Here is a 16,939-nt window from a genome sequence, read left to right as displayed (position 1 = left end):
TCGGCCCTCGCTGTAAGTCATTGATTTTATTCGGCTAAAATTTTGCCTTCCGATTGGGCATTTTGTTGAAACGCCCGCCATTAAAGGCGGTCCCGGCTGTCAAGTGGCTGTTATTCACAACCTTATCCACAATTCGTGTGGATATCTTTAAATCGCCACAATTTCGGACAATTGCTTGCGTACGGCGCCGTGCGCCATCACCAGCTCTGGGCCATCGTGCAACATGGCGTTGTACTTGGCGCGGAACTCGAGGTCGCCCTGTTCGGACGGGCCGATCAGCGCTTCGATGGCGCGGCGGAAGGTGACCGCGTCTTCGGCTGTCACCGGTTCTTCTTCGTCCAGGCGTTCGTCCATCTGCGCCATCAGGCCCGACAGTTTTTGCAGCCAGGCAAAGTTGGGATGGTTGGTGACTAGTTGCAGCAGTTCCAGCGGGCCGCCCACGGCGCCGAAGTACTGGCTCTCGATGTGGATCAGCTGCTTGTGCAGGTCGCGCAGGGCGCGGCCCAGGCTGGTCAGTTTGGTGCGTTGCGCGGTATCGTCGTTATTCATGGCTCTTCCTGATCATGGGGATGGCCGCAGCTTAGCAGAGTCCCCCCTATGGCGGAGCCTATCTTATTGCAGTGGTGAAGGGCGGTTGCGCGCCCTACCATGAGGGTTCCTTTACACCACTCTGGAAGCATGATGATGAACCCAAAACTCGAAGTCCTGACCCCGCAAAACTCGCAGCTGATCTTCATCGACCAGCAGCCGCAAATGGCGTTCGGCGTGCAGTCGATCGATCGCCAGGTTCTGAAAAACAATACCGTTGCGCTGGCCAAAGCCGCCAAGGTCTTCAATATCCCGACCACCATCACCACCGTCGAAACCGAATCGTTCTCGGGCCACACCTACCCTGAGCTGCTCGACGTGTTCCCGGGCAAAGATATCCTGGAACGCACTTCGATGAACTCGTGGGACGACCAGAAAGTGCGCGACGCGCTGGCTGCCAACGGCAAGAAGAAAGTGATCGTGTCGGGCCTGTGGACGGAAGTGTGCAACACCACGTTCGCCCTGTGCGCGATGCTCGAAGGCGGCTACGAAATCTACATGGTGTCCGATGCATCGGGCGGCACCTCGAAAGAAGCGCACGATATGGCCATGCTGCGCATGGTGCAAGCCGGCGTGATTCCGGTGACCTGGCAGCAAGTACTGCTGGAATGGCAGCGTGACTGGGCCCACAAGGAAACTTATAACGACGTGATGGCCATCGTCAAGGAACACTCGGGCGCATACGGCATGGGCGTGGACTACGCTTACACCATGGTGCACAAGGCTGCTTCGCGCGCCAACCCGGACCACAGGACGCTGGCGCCCGTGCCAGCCAAATAAGCGGCCAAGTAACTAAAACGCGCTGAGCAAGCCGCGCCGGGACGCCACCGTGGCGGCCTCGGTGCGGCTTCCGACGTTGAGCTTGGCAAGAATATTGTTGACGTGAAATTTGACCGTGCCCACCTCGATGTCTGCGCTGCGCGCGATCATCTTGTTGCTCTTGCCGGTGGCCAAGTGCGCCAGGATTTCCAGCTCGCGCGGCGACAGCCGTGCAACTTCCGTGTGTGCGGCCAGCTTGCTGGCCACTTCCGGCGGCAGGAATTTGCGGCCCTGGGCCACGGCGTGGATGCATGCAACCAGCTGTTCCGGGCTGCTGTCCTTGAGCAGGTAGCCACGCGCACCGGCGCGCATGCCCCGGTGCACGTCTTCGTCGCCCTGGTACGTGGTAAGAATGACGATGCGGGCATCGGGATCGAACGCCAGGATTTGGCCGATTGCTTCGAGCCCGTGCATGACCGGCATGCTCAGGTCCATGATCGTTACCTGGGGGCGATGCTGGCGGTACAGTTCCACCGCGCGGGCGCCGTTGTCTGCTTGCCCTGCCAGGGCGAGGCCCGGCATGGCAGCGATCAGGGCGGCCAGGCCGGCCAGGATCAGCGGGTGGTCGTCGGCAATCAGGACGGAAATGGTGTCGTCGGGCGTGTTCATCCGGGATGTCCTTTGAGGCTGATGTGGAAGGCGGCGCCATGCGGCTGGCGCGAGGTGGACCAGATGCGCCCGTTATGCGCCTGGACGATGGTGCGGCAAATCGCCAGCCCCAGTCCGGTGCCGCCGGGCTTGGTGGAAAACAGCGGATCGTACAGCCTCTCGGCCAGCTTGGCCGGCACGCCCACACCGTTATCTTCCACGCTGATGCGGACCGTGCCGGCAATATCGGCCAGCACCGAGCGCACGTGCAGCTGGCGCGGGCGGGTATGCACGTCCTTCATCGCTTCGATGGCGTTCAAAACGAGGTTCATCATCACTTGCTGCAACTGCACGCGGTCGGCGCACAACTGGTGGCCGTTCAGCGCCAGCGCGTCGTGGACAGCGATGCCGTGCTTGTGGAATTCGGCGCGCAACATGCGCAGCACTTCGCGCAGCGCTTCATCGACATCGAAGGTGGTGGGTTCGGCGCTGGTGCGGCAGGACATGCCACGGATGCTGCGCACCACGTCGGCAGCAGTGGCGCCCGCGTGGCGGATCAGCTGGAGAGCGTCGCGCACGCGCTCGGTGTTATTCGATTGCAGGGACATCAGTCCCACTTCGGCCTGCAGCACGATGGCCGCCAGCGGCTGGCTGACCTCGTGCGCCAGCGAGGCGGCGAACTCGCCCATGGACGAGATGCGCGCCAGTCTTGCCAGTTCTTCCTCGGCTTCCCGCAGCGCCTCTTCCGCCTGCAGGCGGCGGGCTTTTTCGGCCAGGTAGCGACGGTACAACTGCTCGTTGTCGAGCGACTTGTCCGTCGCGAGGTCTGCGGGTGCGGGCATGTTGCCTACTTGGCGGCCTGGGTTTGCGCGGCCAGGTGTTCGCCGATGAACCAGCTGTGCAGCTCATTGCTGCGCACCACCTGGCTGACGATCAAGTCGTTGGTGCCGTCGTCGCCATTGTCGGCAGCAGCGCGCGCCAGCGGGCGGGCCTCGATCAGGATGGTTTCATGCGCGTCCAGCAGGCCCGACAGCTGGGCTGCCGCCGTCTCGCGGCCACGCGGGGCGCTGCGCGAAATGGTCGATTCTTCCATGACGTCCTGCGCCAGGGCGAAGGTGACGCCGCCCAGGGTTTGCACGCGTTCGGCGATGGCATCCATGATGATGACCTGCTCGTTGTAGTGCTGGTCGAACAGCAGATGCAGTTGATGGAAGGTGGCGCCCGATACTTGCCAGTGGGCTTTCTTGTAGGCGTCGCGGATGGCCATGGTGTGGGCCAGCAGGCGGTTCAACGCCTGCACGCTGTGCGCGCGCACTTCGGCCGACAGGCCGATGCGCACGTCCGCCAGCGAACCGAAGTCTTGCAGCACTTGTTTTGTATTTGCTTTGCTCATGATGTGTTTCCTTTAAAAGTGCCTTCTTGCCCACCGATTGATTATGGACCGTGATCGCCATGGCGTTTAGCTCCGAAAGAGTGAGGCAGAAGATTGAACAGGGGAGGGATTTGACTCACCCTATCGGGTGATCAGGACTGCAGGAATTCCAGCAAGTCCGCATTGAGCTTGTCCTTGTGGGTGGTAGGCAGACCGTGCGGCGCGCCTTCGTAAATCACCAGTTTGGCGTTCTTGATGATCTTGGCCGAGGCCTTGCCGGCGGCGTCGATCGGCACGATCTGGTCGTCGCTGCCATGCACGACCAGTACAGGCACGTCGATCTTTTTCAGGTCTTCGGTAAAGTCCACTTCCGAGAACTGCTTGATGCAGTCATAGGCGTTCTTGATGCCGCACTGCATGCCCTGGGCCCAGAACGTGTCGCGCACGCCTTCGGACACCTTGGCGCCGGGGCGGTTGTAGCCGTAGAACGGCAAGGTCAGGTCCTTGAAGAACTGCGAGCGGTCGGCCAGCACGCCGGCGCGGATGCCGTCGAACACTTCCATCGGCAAGCCGCCCGGGTTGGTTGCGGACTTGACCATTTGCGGCGGCACGGCGCCCACCAGCACGGCCTTCTTGACGCGGGCGCTGCCATGGCGGCCGATGTAGCGCGCCACTTCGCCGCCACCGGTGGAGTGACCCACCAGCGTGGCTTCCTTGATGTCGAGCGCGTTCAGCAGCGTGGCCAGGTCGTCGGCATAGGTGTCCATGTCGTTGCCGCCCCAGGGCTGGCTCGACAGGCCGTGGCCGCGACGGTCATGGGCGATCACGCGGTAGCCGTGGCTGGCCAGGAAGATCATCTGGTCTTCCCAGGCATCGCCTTGCAGCGGCCAGCCATGGCTGAACACCACGGCCGGGCCGGTGCCCCAGTCCTTGAAATGGATGCGGGTGCCATCTTCGGTGATGACGCTGTCAACTGAGAGATTGCTGTTTGCCATGTTGTTGCTCCTTGGTGTGTGAGGGGTGACTACCTACCCAGTGTAGTCAGCGCACCGTTGAAAAGCTCCTGCCAAAAGTGCAGTGCCGGTGCGCCCGTATGGGGTGCTCGTCAGTTGACGGTGCCGGGCGCGCCGTCGTAGTTGAGCGGCAGCCAGTCGTATGCCTTGCCGTTCTGGCGGATGCGGCCCAGGCCGGGGAAGGCGATATGGGCAGCGCCGACCAGCGTGTGATCGTTGGCGAGAGATTGCAGCAGACGGGCGCGGGTAGCAGCGGCGTCCGCTTCGCTGCTGTCGTACTTGACGGTGGCTTGCGGGTGCTCGAGCTGGATCGCGGTCACGTGCACGATATCGCCCCAGATCAGCAGCGACTGGCCGGCGCTTTGCACGCGGTACATGGCGTGGCCCGGGGTGTGGCCCGGCGCCGGCAGCGCTTCGATGCCGGCGTCGAGCTGGCCGAACTGTTGGTACGGCTGATAGTGGTTGGCGGCCTGGTATGGCGCCACGGCGGCCCTGGCTGCATCAAAAAAGGTCGAAAGGAAGTCGGGCGCCTTGGCTTGATTGGCGGCGGACAGCCAGTAGTCGGCTTCCAGCTGCGACAGGCGCAGCACGGCGTTCGGGAACACGGCCTTTCCCTGCGCCATGATGCCGCCCGCGTGGTCCTTGTGCAGGTGGGTGAGCAGCACTTCATCGACCTGTTCCGGCTGGTAGCCGGCGGCGCGCAGGTTGCTCAGCAGCTTGTTGCAGCAATCGCCATACAGCACGCCAGCGCCGGCATCGACCAGGATCAGCTTCTTGCCGGTGTTGATCAGGAAGGCGTTGATCGAACCTTGCACTGGCTGCGCCAGTTCGGCCTTGGCCAGGTCCTGCTTGATCAGCGCCGCTTCGATATGGGTCATCACCGTATCGATGGGGAATGGATGGCTGCCATCGGACAGCGCGGTGATTTCGAACTCGCCCAGCATGGTGCGGTAGTAGCCGGGCGCCTGGGTCTTGACCAGCGGCGCAGCGGCCTGGCTGGCCACGGCGATCAGCAGGGCGCACGCTGCAAGCAGGGGCAGCAGCAGGGTTTTATTGATTTTCATGGCGGTCCTTTACGTGTCATCTTGAATAGATGAATGGTAAAGGTCCGCTGTCGTTACGCCACCTCCATTAAGGCGGGGCTGAGGCTCCTGCCTAGACTTCGGTTTCCGCTTCGTCGATGGCTTCGCGCACCTCGTCGGCAAAGCCGAACTGCACGTCGTGGCCGTCGACGCCGTCCTGGTAGAAGAAATGTACCGGGCCGTCTTCGTCGGCGACGAGCCAGGCATCGACCTCGGCGCGCTGGTGGCGGTCGCCGATGCGCACGATGTCGATCTTGTGGCGCTCGCCGGGGGCGAGCAGGTGCTTGACCACGTCCTTGGTGCGGGCGGTGGCCAAGGGAACGTAGTGGGCGGTATGGCGGTCGATCATGGTGACTCCTTGTGATATAGGGGCAATATGCTCCCGCGAGTGTACCGCGCGCGGGAGCATGGCACCTCTGCCATTGGGGGAGTTCGGTGCGCCAGCTTACTATCCGATTACGGTTTGATGCCGTAGCTGGCGTACTCGGCGTCGATGCCGGGGCGTTTTGCCCGCGCCGCTTTCAGATCCGCTGCAGCGCCGGCATGCTGGCCCAGGTGTTGTCTGGCGATGCCGCGTACGAACTGGGTGCCGGCCATGGCGGGCGCCAGCGCCAGGGCGCGGTCGAAACGCTCGACCGCCTGATCGAATTTGCCCAGGCGCAGCAGGATCACGCCTTCGGTGTCGAGGAAGGCCGGTGCGTCCGGCTGGCCGGCATTGGCCTTTTGCGCCAGCGTCAGCGCGGTGGGCAGGGCGGCATTGTTCGTGGCCAGGATCCATGCGAGATTGTTGAGCCGCTGTGCCGTGTCGGCCCGGGTGCGGGCCTTTTCCACATCGTCAGCGGCCTGGTCCGGCTTGCCCGCCATGGTGTAGGCCACGCTGCGCAACGCCAGCAGCTGGATCACGGTATCGGTATCGTCCAGGCGCTCCATCGCTCGCTTGTAGGTGGCGATGGCGTCGTCCGGACGGCCCGCTTCGCGCTCCCACCATGCCCGTGCACTGAGTACTCCTATCGGATTGTCGGTCAGCGCAAGGGCCGAGTCGAAGTCGCGCTCCCTGCCGGCCCGGTCGCTGGCCGGGCGCAGCAGGGCGTGGTCAAGGTACATCGTGGCGTCGGGCGCGCTGGCCACGCCCCGCATCAGCACCTCCATGGCCTTCTCCATGTTGCCGTTTTTTTTGTGGATAAAGGCGATCAGGTGATACACGCGCGGCTTGTCGCTGAAATGCGTGAGCATCGATTCCAGTTGTTCCAGCGCTTCCGGCGACCGCTGTACATTGAGCAGGACTTCGACCTGCAAGATCCGCGTGAAATAGAGGTCCTCGTCGCCGGGCAGCAGCCGGTCGATATCGCGCAGTGCTTCCTGGTAGTTGCCGCGATTGGCCGAGATTGCAGCGCGCAGGCGCAGCAGCCGTACGGAGTCGGGATTGAGCGCGGCCGCTTTTTCCAGCATGCTGTCGATCGGCTGGTCTGCGCCGGCCAGTTGCCACAGGTAGGCGCGCATGGCGTAGGCGTCGGCAAAGTCGGGCTTCAGGGCGTTGGCCTGGTCCAGGCTTGTCATCGCCGCTTCCATCTGGCCGGCGAAGTACTGATTTTCGGCCTGGTCTACCAGGGCCATTTCGTCGAGGATGGCGCCGTGTGGCGCAGTGTCGGCCTTGTGGTTGCCGCTGTTGACCAGCATGCGGATGAGGAATACGGCGATCACGAATGCCAGCCAGCCCCAGCGCCAGCTGGAACCCCCGCTGTCCAGCTTGCCGCTGGATGCCGGGCGCTTCTGCCCCAGCAGCGCCAGCGCGCGGCGCCAGCCCGGCATGGCCTCGTTCATCTTGCGCCAGCTGACGATGGTGTCGACATCCGCCACCATGGAAAGCCAGTTCGGGAAGCGCGATACCATGGTCTCAAGCGTATGCGATTGCAGCGCCAGCTCGCGCCACGTGGGTATGGCCAGGGCCGGATCGCGCAGGCGTTGCAGCAGTCGGCGCTGGTCGTCGGTGTCGCCGTCGTCCTGCGAATCGAATAGCGCGCGCTCGTCGATGGATATGTCGATCAGCATGCCGGCGTGTCCCAATCCCTGCACGCGGCGGCGGTCGGCCGCCCAGCCGAAAGTGTCCACGGCTGCCACCAGCAGCGCCTCGTGGCCCGGCCGCCAGCCCTCTGCCAGCAGCATTGCCACGCGCCGCTCGAACTGCTCGCGCGCGTCGATACCGAACAGGCGCAGGTCGTCCAGGCAGGTTTGCAGGGCTTGCGTCCACGGCGTTTCGCTTTTGATCGGACCGTGCGCGGCGGCGGCCAGCGCGGGCAGGCGCGCAGTGAATTCTTCGAAAACTTCGTCGCCCAGCGCTTGCGGGTCTTCGTCGGCCGGCAGCACCTCGGCTGGCAATGCGGTGGCTTTGATAATCTCGGTGCTGCCGGCATCAGGGGCGGGTGGCGCGTCGGCCTGCACTTGCGCGCGCTTATCTTCGCCATCGCCATCGCCATCATCATCACCGGCGAAATACTCGGGATTGCGCACCCAGAACAGCGCCGCCTCGTACGCTTCGCGCAGGCTCTGGAAACCGGCCGCGTCGTGCTCCTGGTCGATCAGCTTGAGTTCGCGCGCATAGGCGCGGCGTATGGTGCGCTCGTCGGCATCCCCGGCCAGCGACAGCCGTTGCAAAAACATCAGTTCCATCACAGCCTTATTGCGGTTCGTTGGGTGGCATACTTAGTGGCGTAACGAAGCTGTCATGCTCGATATCGTTGAGCATGGCCTCGAACTGCTTGCGGGCCGGTTCGACCACGCGCTTGTCCTGGCTGTCGAGCGCCTGCTCGAACAGCACGATTTGGGCGCCGAACCATTCGCGGCCCTGGCCGCGCATCAGCTGGTACAGCCGTTCGCCGCGCGCCAGCAGGGTGCGGTGTTCGATGCGATCGCGCGGGTGGATCTTGAGTTCCGACAGCGAGACAAAACGTTTGGCGATATCAGCTTCCGACAGCAGGCCCGGATTGCCTTCGATGACCAGCGTGTGCACCGCGCTGGTGGCGGTCACGGTCGCCTCCACTTGCAGCAGGCCGTTGACGTCGTAGGTAAAGCGAATATCGACGCCGCTGTCGGTAATGGCGCCGCCAGCCAGTTTCACTTTCAGGCTGCCGAGCAGGATGTTATCGCGCGTCATGCGCGCCTCGCCCTGGAACACGCGCAGCTCCAGCCATTTCTGCTTGTCGCTCACCGGGTGGTACTGCTTGACGCGGCTGACCGGCACCGGCGTATTGCGCTCGATGATGGGATCGAAGTGGCCGCCGGCGAAATTGCGTTCGCCCAGCTGCATCGACACCTCGATGCCCAGCGAATAGGGCGAGACATCGGTCATTACCACTTCGTCCAGCGCGGCGTCGCGCATTTTCAGGCCGGCCTGCACGGCCGCACCGAGCGCCACCACTTCGTCGGGATTGATGTCGCAGGCAGGGAAGCGGCCGAACATGCGCGCCACCAGCTTGCGCACCACGGGCATGCGGGTAGCGCCGCCGGCCAGCACGATGTTGTCGAGTTCGGAGATTTTCAGGTTGGCGTCGCGCAGCGCCCGTTCGATCGGATCGCGCAGGCGGCGCAGCAGCACCGTGCAGATGCGTTCCAGCGCCGCTTCGTCCAGCGCCAGCGTGTACTGGGTGTCGTCGTGGTAAATCTCAATGCTGGCGCTGGCAGTGTCGCTCAGCGCGCGCTTTGCCCGTTCGCACGACGCCAGCAGGCGCTGCATGAAATACGGCTCGTTCTTGAGCGTGGCCGGCAGCTTGTGGTGGGCCAGAAAATGATCGACCATGGCCAGCACGAAGTCTTCGCCGCCCAGCATATTGTCGCCGGCCGAAGCGCGCACTTCCATCACGCCCTCGAACAAGTCGAGCACCGACACGTCGAAGGTGCCGCCACCGAGGTCGAAGACCAGGAAGCGGGTTTCGGCATCGCGCTGGTGGATGCCGTAAGCAAGCGCCGCAGCGGTCGGCTCGTTCAGCAGCCGGTCCACCTTCAGGCCGGCCAGTTGGCCGGCTGCGCGCGTGGCCTTGCGCTGGCTGTCGGAAAAGTAGGCGGGCACGGTGATGATGGCTTCCGTCACCGGGTGGCCCAGTACGGCCTCGGCGTCTTCCTTCAGCGAGCGCAGGATCAGCGCCGACAATTCCTCGGGCCGGAAATCGCGCTGGCCCAGGCGCAGCGTGCGGTCGCTGCCCATGTAGCGCTTGAACACGGCAGCCGTGCGGTCGGGATGGGTTTGCAGCCGTTCGCGGGCAGCCCGGCCGACGAGGATGGTGCCGTCCTCGTCGACACTGACACACGACGGTGTCAGGATTTCTCCCAGGCTGTTCGGAATCAGGCGCGCGGCGCCGTCTTCCCATACTGCGATCAAACTGTTGGTTGTGCCTAAATCTATCCCGACGATCATTTTTGGTGCTCAGCAAAAATAGTTATGCTAGCACAACTTGCAAACTTTGTAATGGTGTTGCTGGACTGAAAATATCAGGCGAAATGGACCAGGCCCCGGCGCGCCGCCACCATGGCTGCCTCGGTGCGGGTGCAAACGTTCAGCTTGGACATGATGCTCTTGACGTGGAACTTGACGGTGCCGACGCCGATGCCGGCGGCGCGGGCGATGACCTTGTTGCTCATGCCGGTGGCCAGGTGACCGAGGATGTCGCGCTCGCGCGGGGTCAGCTGGTTGCCGTGGATGCGGCTGGCAAGCTTGATCGCCATTTCCGGCATCATGTATTTTTTACCGGACAGCACGGTGTGGATGCAGGCCATCAAGTCGTCGAGCGGCGCGCTCTTGGCCATGTAGGCGCTGGCGCCGGCGCGCATGCCGCGGTCGGCTTCGTCTTCGCCTTCGTGGCCGCTGAGGATGATGATCTTGGCGCCGGGATGACGGGCGCTGATGCGGCCGATCGCTTCGATGCCGTCGCAGTCGGGCATGTTCAGGTCCATCAGCAGCAGGTCCGGTTGCAGCCGGTCGCACATTTCCATCGCCTGCATGCCGCTGGCGGCCTGGCCCAGCAAGGTGAACGAATCCTGCTTTTCGATCAGCGACGCCATGCCGGCACGGATCAGCGGGTGTACGTCGGCGATAACGATGGATGCGGAAGTCAGGGTATTCATGGTCGTGCTCCTCGTGTGGTTGGATGAGCACATTTTGCGCAAAGCTGGCGGTTACGGATAGTTATACAAAGGTATGGTGAAACGGTTAAAAAGGTTAAATTCACCATGGCCATCACCCGAAAGAGTGAGCGATGGCCACTCCCTATGACGCGCTGCGCGCTTATTGCACTGCGCGGGCCACCGGTACGTTTTCCACGTGCACGTTGGCGTAGTTGAAGCCGCCGGTGCCGTTCCACTCGCCGTTGATGGCCAGGTGGGCTTCGAATGGCAGCACGACCGTCGACGGGCTGTCGGGGCGGATGGAGCCGGTCAGAGCGACGACCTGGGTGACGTTACCGAAGCCGGTGGCATAGATGGTGCCGGACACCTGGCCCGTGTAATTGCCGTTCTCGACGGCCTGGGTGACGTGCACGCTGCCCGTCACGCTGTGGGTGGACGGCACCACCACCAGGGCGAAGCTGACGATGGGCGCGCCCGGCAAGCCGACGTTGCCGATCGTGCCTTTGACCAGATAAGCGCCTGCCAATGCATTTTGTTCAGACATGATGACCTCTTGAGTTTGGTTTAGTTGGAGTTCCCGGTTTTGGTACTGCACGGGCCTTATTGCAAAGGCTGTGCCAGCCTGAAAGTCCAGTAAAACCGTAGTGGCCCGCTGTCAAATGCGAGGTTTTGTCATGTCAACCGGCGGTCTTTACATGTCAAGGCCGCAGCTCTTCGAACCGTTCCAGGAACAACGCATACGCGCGCTCCGGACCCACCGGCACGATGACGGCTTCGGCCGGTGGCGGCAGGTGGCCCCATTCCATCCAGGCCGGCGGCAGCAGGTCGCGCAGCTCGGTAGCCATGCACACCAGGTCGGCGTGCTTGATTGCCGGGACGTCGTCCTGGAAGCCGAAGCGGCGCCGCAGCGCCTGCTTGACGGGATGCATGCGTTCTTTTACATAATCCCTTCCGAGCATGACCTTGACCGGCGACGGCCAGTCGCCGAGGAATTCCTCGCAGTCGTGCAGCAGCGCGGCGTACGCGTGTTCGGGCGCTACCAGGCGCGAACACATGATCGAGTGTTCGGCAACCGAGTACCAGGGCCGGGCGGCGCCGCCCCAGCGCGGTTGCGAAGCCAGGCACAGCGCGATGTCGGTGATGGGCAGTCCGGTAGCGTCCGGCGCCAGCAGGTTGAGGACGAAGCCGGAAGGCAGCAGGATGGACGTGCGGCCATCGGGTTTGTGGGAAGCGTGTTGGGTCATCGCCAGATCGTACACCAGCAGCGAAAATTTTATTTCGGCAACTTAATCGGCAATTTGTCCGAGTTTTGTCCTACACTATTGATCTTGTTCAATCCTTAACCTAAGCTTTTATGGCAACCAGACCTTCATACATTTATCAGGGCGGTTCGGCGTTGATGCACTCGCCGCTGCAATTGAAAAACGCCGAGATGTACGGCTTTTTCATCAAGGGCGACAGCGCCCGCCTGCAGGCCACGCTCGACGACACGCTTAACTGCGTGGCCGGTGCACGGATGCGCTTCAAGGCGATTTCTCCGTACGTGCTCACCACGTTTACGCGCGTTAATCACGCCAATTCGGCGGTGACGGTGGACCAGGCCAAGGGCTGGATCACCGAGATCGACATCGTCACCTGGATCATGGTGGGCGCCATGGACGAAGAGGGCGAGCTGGCCCACATCTATTACTACCCGGCGCACATTTTTGTCGATGACGGCATGGCGCTGATCAACGGCCGCGAGCTGTTCGGCTACCCGAAATACCTGTGCGAATACGAGATCCCGACCGCCGGCACCGAGCCGCTGCGCTGTGCGGTGGCTGCCAAGGGTTTTCAGCCGTTTTCGCCAGAAACCCGCATTGCGCTGCACCCGTTATTGGAAGTCAACGCCACCCACAAGACCGGGATCGAAAAGCCCGTGCACAGCGTGCTCGACCTGATCGAGGAAGCGATCACGCTATTCCTGTCGATCCCCGATTTCTTCAACCTCGACGTGGCGGGGTGGGACGACATCATCTCGCTGCTGCGCAACCCGCGCATCGACCAGATCTTCCTCAAGCAGTTCCCCGACAGCGCCGGCATCAAGGCCGTCTACCAGGCCATCCTGGCCGCGCCTGCCACCATCGAGAAAATCCACGGCGGCAAGCTGCTCGGCTACGAGTACCAGGCCGTGCTGCACGCCTTCGACAGCTTCCCGCTCGACCAGACCCTCGGCTTCAAGCTGGGGCCGCAGCAAGCGATCCTGCCGTTCAACCTCAATTTCGATTTCACTGCCCAGCCGGGCGAGGAGCTGATCGACAACTCCACCATCGCGCCGCAAAAGATTGCCGTGCTTGGCGGCGGCGTGTCGGCTATGACAGCGGCGTACTACCTGAGCGACCAGCCGGGCTGGCAGAACAACTACGACATCACCGTGTACCAGCAGGGCTGGCGGCTGGGCGGCAAGGGCGCCAGCGGGCGCAACCCGCAATATGGCCAGCGCATCGAGGAGCACGGCCTGCACATCTGGTTCGGCTTCTACACCAATGCCTTCAAGATGATCAAGCAAGCGTACGGCAGCTTGCACCGTCCACCCGGCGCCCCGCTGGCCACCTGGCAGGACGCCTTCAAGCAGCACGACTACGTGGCGCTGTCGGAAGACGTGCGCGGCCACTGGCGCAACTGGTCGATCGTGTTCCCGACCCTGCCGGGCGTGCCGGGCGAGGGCGACCAGGAAATCACCTTGTGGCAGCTGGCCGTGGCCATGGTCGGCTGGATCGAAAAATGGATCAAGAGCCTAGACCGCCTGACCGAAGCGCTGGGCCTCGAAGACCACCCCCATCACACCGGCATCGTGCCCGACTGGCTGTACCACCTGGCCGAGGGCGTGGCCAACACCGTGGGCGAGCTGGCCGACGACTTCAAATTGCTGGGCAGCGCCTTGTCCGGCATGGTGGCCAATTTGTCGCCCGATACCCGCCGCCATAGCGCGCTCGAGCACCACGCGCTGGCCGGTGTAATGGCCGGCGTGCGCTCGCGCCTGCACAGCCGCTACGGCAAGCTCCTGGCGCGCGCGGAAAGCGCCAACGCCAGTGGCGCCGGCGCCGACATCATGGACGATGTCCGCCGCCTGTTCATCTGCATCGACCTCGGCACTACCGTCATGAAGGGCGTGTTCGACGACGGCGTGCTCAAGCACGGCTTCAATGTCATCAACGACATCGATTTCCGCGCCTGGCTGCGCAAGCATGGCGGCAACGAGGAGCTGTCGGTCAACTCGGCGCCGGTGCGCGGCTTCTACGACCTGGTGTTTGCCTACGAGGGCGGGGACTTCGGCAAGCCGAATATCGAGGCCGGCACGCTGCTGCGGGCGATGGCGCGCATCGGCCTGTGCTACAAGGGCGGCATCATGTTCAAGATGCAGGCCGGCATGGGCGACGTGGTGTTTACGCCGCTGTACGAGGCGCTGGTGGCGCGCGGCGTCAAGTTCAAGTTCTTCCACAAGGTCGAGGAGCTGGTGCCGGACGGGTCGCAGATCGGCAGCATCCGCATGACCGAACAGGTGACCATGGCCGCCGGCCAGGAATACTACCCGCTGGTGGACGTCAAGGGCCTGGCTTGCTGGCCGAGCCAGCCTTTGTACGAGCAGCTCGATCCCGACCAGGCCGAGCTGCTGCAAGTCAAGGAAATCAACCTGGAGTCGCACTGGACCGACTGGCCGCAGCAGTACCAGGAACGCTTCGGCAAGCCGCTGCCCACGCACACGCTCAAGCGCGGCATCGATTTCGACCAGGTGGTGTTCGGCATTTCGATCGGCTCGCTGCCGGTGCTGTGCCCGCAGTTGCTGGCGCAAAGCCCGGCGCTGCTGGCCACGTCCGAACATGTGAAGACGGTGGCGACGCAAGCCTACCAGGTGTGGCTGGACAAGGATCTGACCCAGATGGGCTGGAGCTACCAGCCCAAGGGCCAGCAACCGGTGCTCAGCGGCTTTACCGAGCCGTACGACACCTGGGCGCCGATGGACCAGCTGCTGGTGCGCGAAGACTGGCCGGCCGGACTCGAGCCGCGCAACGTCTCGTACTTCTGCAGCGCGCTGACCGTGACCGACTACCCGCCGGCCACCGACACCGGCTTCCCGGCGCGCATGGCGCTGCAGGCGAAAGAGGGCGCGATCAACCAGCTCAGCCACGAGATCGCTGCGCTGTGGTCGGCTGCCGGCCCCGCCGGCGCGTTCCCGTGGCAATGGCTGGTCGATGGCTCGGACGCCACCGGCGTACAACGCTTCGACGCCCAGTACTGGCGCGCCAATGTCGATCCGTCGGAGCGTTACGTGATGTCGGTGGTGGGGAGTACGAAATACCGGCTGCGCACCGATCAGTCGGGGTTCAGCAACCTGTTTTTGACTGGGGATTGGATCAAGACTGGTCTCAATGCCGGTTGCGTGGAGGCGGCGGTGATGGCGGGGATGCAGACGTCGCGTGCGATTAGTGGCTACCCAGTAGATATAGACGGCGAAACCGACTTCATCTGATGGAGCGCCAAACGAAGCCACCAGCGCTTCGTTGCAGCAACTCGCCGTACATTCGTACTGTCTTTGTTGCTGCGCCTCGCTCTGGAGGTGCTCCGAGACGTCCGCTCGATACACAAAAAGGGCGCTAGCTGCGCCCGTGTTCTGCAGTGGTGTGCTTAGCGGCTCTTGCCGGTATTGCTGTCGCCCCTGGCGCCGGCGGCGTTGTAGCGGTGGGTGGTTTGGGCGGCTGCGGAGGCGGCTTGCTTGCTGTCGTAGTAGCTGCGGCCCAGGTTACCCTGGCGCACGCTTTGCTCGGAGCGGGCGGGCTGGCGGCCGTGTTGTGCGTTGGTGGTGGGGTTGTCGTTGCCGGGATGGCCCACGGCGTGGTTGCCGCTGTCGGACATGCCCTGTTCCATGGGATCGTAATCGTCGTGCGGCATGTTGGCGCCGGGTTTGAAACCGCGTTTGTTCGCTTGGTTCATGATGATTCTCCTGGAAAGGTGCTGAAAAAGTGCTGAAATGGCAACGTTAAATTTAACATTGTCATTGCCCGAACTCACATTCTATGCCTTCCCCCTTGCCTCGCGCGTAGGCGCACATGCCGTGCAAATGTAGGAAGCTTCTTGATGAGACTTCTGGAAATCTAGGTACGCAAGCGTACAGAGGGAGATATCTCCACGTGCCACGCTGGAGTATCAAGGAGACTATCATGACCAAACCCATTCCCGACGTCCGCACCGGCCAGGCGCCCGCCAAGCTGGGCCGCAACGAGTTTCACCTGCAATTCATGCGCTCCTACGCCGACCCGCGCTTTGACGATGTCCATGATGCGCTGGCCCAGGTCGAGGAAGTCGCCTGGCGCAACTATGACGACAGCCGGAAGGCGCCGGTCACGCAAAAGGCCGGCCCCGGCTTTGCAGATCCTGACTACGATATGTCGGTGGAGTGGAAGGCAACGCGCGACCGCCTGATCGAGGCCGAGCGCGTGCAGAAGGATGGCGCCACGCGGTCGCGCGTATTGCTAATCAACGCCTCGGCCCGCAACGATGGTACCTGTCCCGGCGAAATCTCCAAGACCCACCGCATGGTGGAATGGGCGCAGCAGACGCTGGCCCGGTCCGATATCGAGACCGATGTGCTCGACCTGAGCCTGCTCACCTCGAGCTACGATTTGCACATCCATCCGTGCAAGGGCTGCGTTTCGACCGCGATGCCGTTGTGCCATTGGCCATGCACGTGCTACCCGAATCACGCCGAACGCCAGACCAGCGACTGGATGGCGGAAATCTACGAAAAATGGGTGGCCGCGCATGGCGTGATCATCCTCACGCCCACCTACTGGTACCAGGCGCCGGCCGTGCTCAAGTCGATGATCGACCGGCTGGTCTGTGCCGATGGCGGCAATCCCGATCCCACCACCACGCACGGCAAGAAGGCGGCGGAAGCAAAGGCGATCGAACTGGCGGGGTGGGATTATCCCAAGCACCTGGCGGGCCGGGCGTTCGGGCTGGTGGTGCATGGCGACGTGGCCGGCATCGAAACCCTGCGTCGCAACCTGTCGGACTGGCTGACCTGGATGGGGCTGATCGATGCGGGCAAGCAGTCCACGCTGGACCGCTACATCGGCTACTACGAATCGTATGCCGAGAGCCACGAAGTGCTGGACCGCGACCACGCGTTCCAGCAGGAGGTGCACAACGTGGCGGCCTCGGTGGCGCAGGCGGTCAAATTGCTGCGCGCCGGGCAGTTGCAACAGCCCGATGCCGAGGTGCCGCCGGCGCGGCCCAAGTAGCTCCGGCTACTGCTTCAGGCCACTGCGTCAAGCCGCCGCATCAGGCCAAGTACGTCAGGCCAGTACGTCTGGCCAGTATGT

Annotated in this window: 16 protein-coding genes; 3 read left to right on the top strand and 13 right to left on the bottom strand. The window is 63.2% G+C overall.

The annotated features are described in order from the left end of the window. Positions 1–147: 147 nt before the first annotated feature. Positions 148–549, bottom strand: a complete 402-nt coding sequence (locus tag F8197_RS13460) for a hypothetical protein (RefSeq protein WP_152882279.1) — start codon at positions 547–549, stop codon at positions 148–150. Positions 550–681: 132 nt separating this feature from the next. Between F8197_RS13460 and F8197_RS13455 the strand changes: the two genes are divergently transcribed. Next, on the top strand, positions 682–1,368 hold the full coding sequence (locus F8197_RS13455; protein WP_152882278.1) for a hydrolase: 687 nt from the start codon (positions 682–684) through the stop codon (positions 1,366–1,368). 12 nt (positions 1,369–1,380) lie between these two features. Here F8197_RS13455 and F8197_RS13450 read toward each other — a convergent pair whose 3' ends face one another. The 11 genes from F8197_RS13450 to F8197_RS13400 form a co-directional block, all read right to left on the bottom strand. Then, on the bottom strand, positions 1,381–2,016 hold the full coding sequence (locus F8197_RS13450) for a response regulator transcription factor (protein WP_152882277.1): 636 nt from the start codon (positions 2,014–2,016) through the stop codon (positions 1,381–1,383). Next, positions 2,013–2,837 (bottom strand): sensor histidine kinase, encoded by an 825-nt coding sequence (locus F8197_RS13445; protein ID WP_152882276.1) that lies wholly within the window; start codon positions 2,835–2,837, stop codon positions 2,013–2,015. The genes F8197_RS13450 and F8197_RS13445 overlap by 4 nt, the downstream gene beginning before the upstream one ends. A gap of 5 nt (positions 2,838–2,842) precedes the next feature. Beyond that, a complete protein-coding gene (locus tag F8197_RS13440; RefSeq protein WP_152882275.1) occupies positions 2,843–3,388 on the bottom strand; it encodes a Dps family protein in 546 nt (181 codons plus the stop codon). Between the two features lie 131 nt (positions 3,389–3,519). After that, a complete protein-coding gene (locus F8197_RS13435) occupies positions 3,520–4,362 on the bottom strand; it encodes an alpha/beta fold hydrolase (protein WP_056139669.1) in 843 nt (280 codons plus the stop codon). Between the two features lie 110 nt (positions 4,363–4,472). Then, a complete protein-coding gene (locus tag F8197_RS13430; protein WP_152882274.1) occupies positions 4,473–5,444 on the bottom strand; it encodes an MBL fold metallo-hydrolase in 972 nt (323 codons plus the stop codon). Between the two features lie 91 nt (positions 5,445–5,535). Beyond that, positions 5,536–5,811, bottom strand: coding sequence for a hypothetical protein (locus tag F8197_RS13425; protein ID WP_056139665.1), 276 nt, complete (start codon positions 5,809–5,811; stop codon positions 5,536–5,538). Positions 5,812–5,918: 107 nt separating this feature from the next. After that, a complete protein-coding gene (locus F8197_RS13420) occupies positions 5,919–8,129 on the bottom strand; it encodes a tetratricopeptide repeat protein (protein ID WP_152882273.1) in 2,211 nt (736 codons plus the stop codon). Positions 8,130–8,136: 7 nt separating this feature from the next. Beyond that, positions 8,137–9,870 (bottom strand): molecular chaperone HscC, encoded by a 1,734-nt coding sequence (locus F8197_RS13415; protein WP_152882272.1) that lies wholly within the window; start codon positions 9,868–9,870, stop codon positions 8,137–8,139. Positions 9,871–9,944: 74 nt separating this feature from the next. Next, positions 9,945–10,577, bottom strand: coding sequence for a response regulator transcription factor (locus F8197_RS13410; protein WP_152882271.1), 633 nt, complete (start codon positions 10,575–10,577; stop codon positions 9,945–9,947). A gap of 160 nt (positions 10,578–10,737) precedes the next feature. Next, positions 10,738–11,121 (bottom strand): DUF1842 domain-containing protein, encoded by a 384-nt coding sequence (locus tag F8197_RS13405; RefSeq protein ID WP_152882270.1) that lies wholly within the window; start codon positions 11,119–11,121, stop codon positions 10,738–10,740. Positions 11,122–11,275: 154 nt separating this feature from the next. Then, positions 11,276–11,821, bottom strand: a complete 546-nt coding sequence (locus tag F8197_RS13400) for a hydrolase (RefSeq protein WP_152882269.1) — start codon at positions 11,819–11,821, stop codon at positions 11,276–11,278. Between the two features lie 110 nt (positions 11,822–11,931). Here F8197_RS13400 and F8197_RS13395 point away from each other — a divergent pair, with 110 nt between their 5' ends. After that, entirely contained in the window at positions 11,932–15,087 is a 3,156-nt protein-coding gene (locus F8197_RS13395; RefSeq protein WP_152882268.1) for an NAD(P)-binding protein, read from the top strand. Between the two features lie 155 nt (positions 15,088–15,242). On the opposite strand, the gene F8197_RS13390 is transcribed toward F8197_RS13395, so the two are convergent. Then, a complete protein-coding gene (locus F8197_RS13390; RefSeq protein WP_019922505.1) occupies positions 15,243–15,548 on the bottom strand; it encodes a hypothetical protein in 306 nt (101 codons plus the stop codon). A 227-nt stretch (positions 15,549–15,775) separates the two neighbouring features. Between F8197_RS13390 and F8197_RS13385 the strand changes: the two genes are divergently transcribed. Then, on the top strand, positions 15,776–16,858 hold the full coding sequence (locus tag F8197_RS13385; protein WP_152882267.1) for a flavodoxin family protein: 1,083 nt from the start codon (positions 15,776–15,778) through the stop codon (positions 16,856–16,858). The last annotated feature ends 81 nt before the right edge of the window (positions 16,859–16,939 follow it).

It is taken from the genome of Duganella sp. FT27W, from assembly GCF_009295655.1.
Classification (GTDB): domain Bacteria; phylum Pseudomonadota; class Gammaproteobacteria; order Burkholderiales; family Burkholderiaceae_D; genus Rugamonas; species Rugamonas zoogloeoides.
This window is presented reverse-complemented; position numbering and strand designations above follow the sequence as displayed.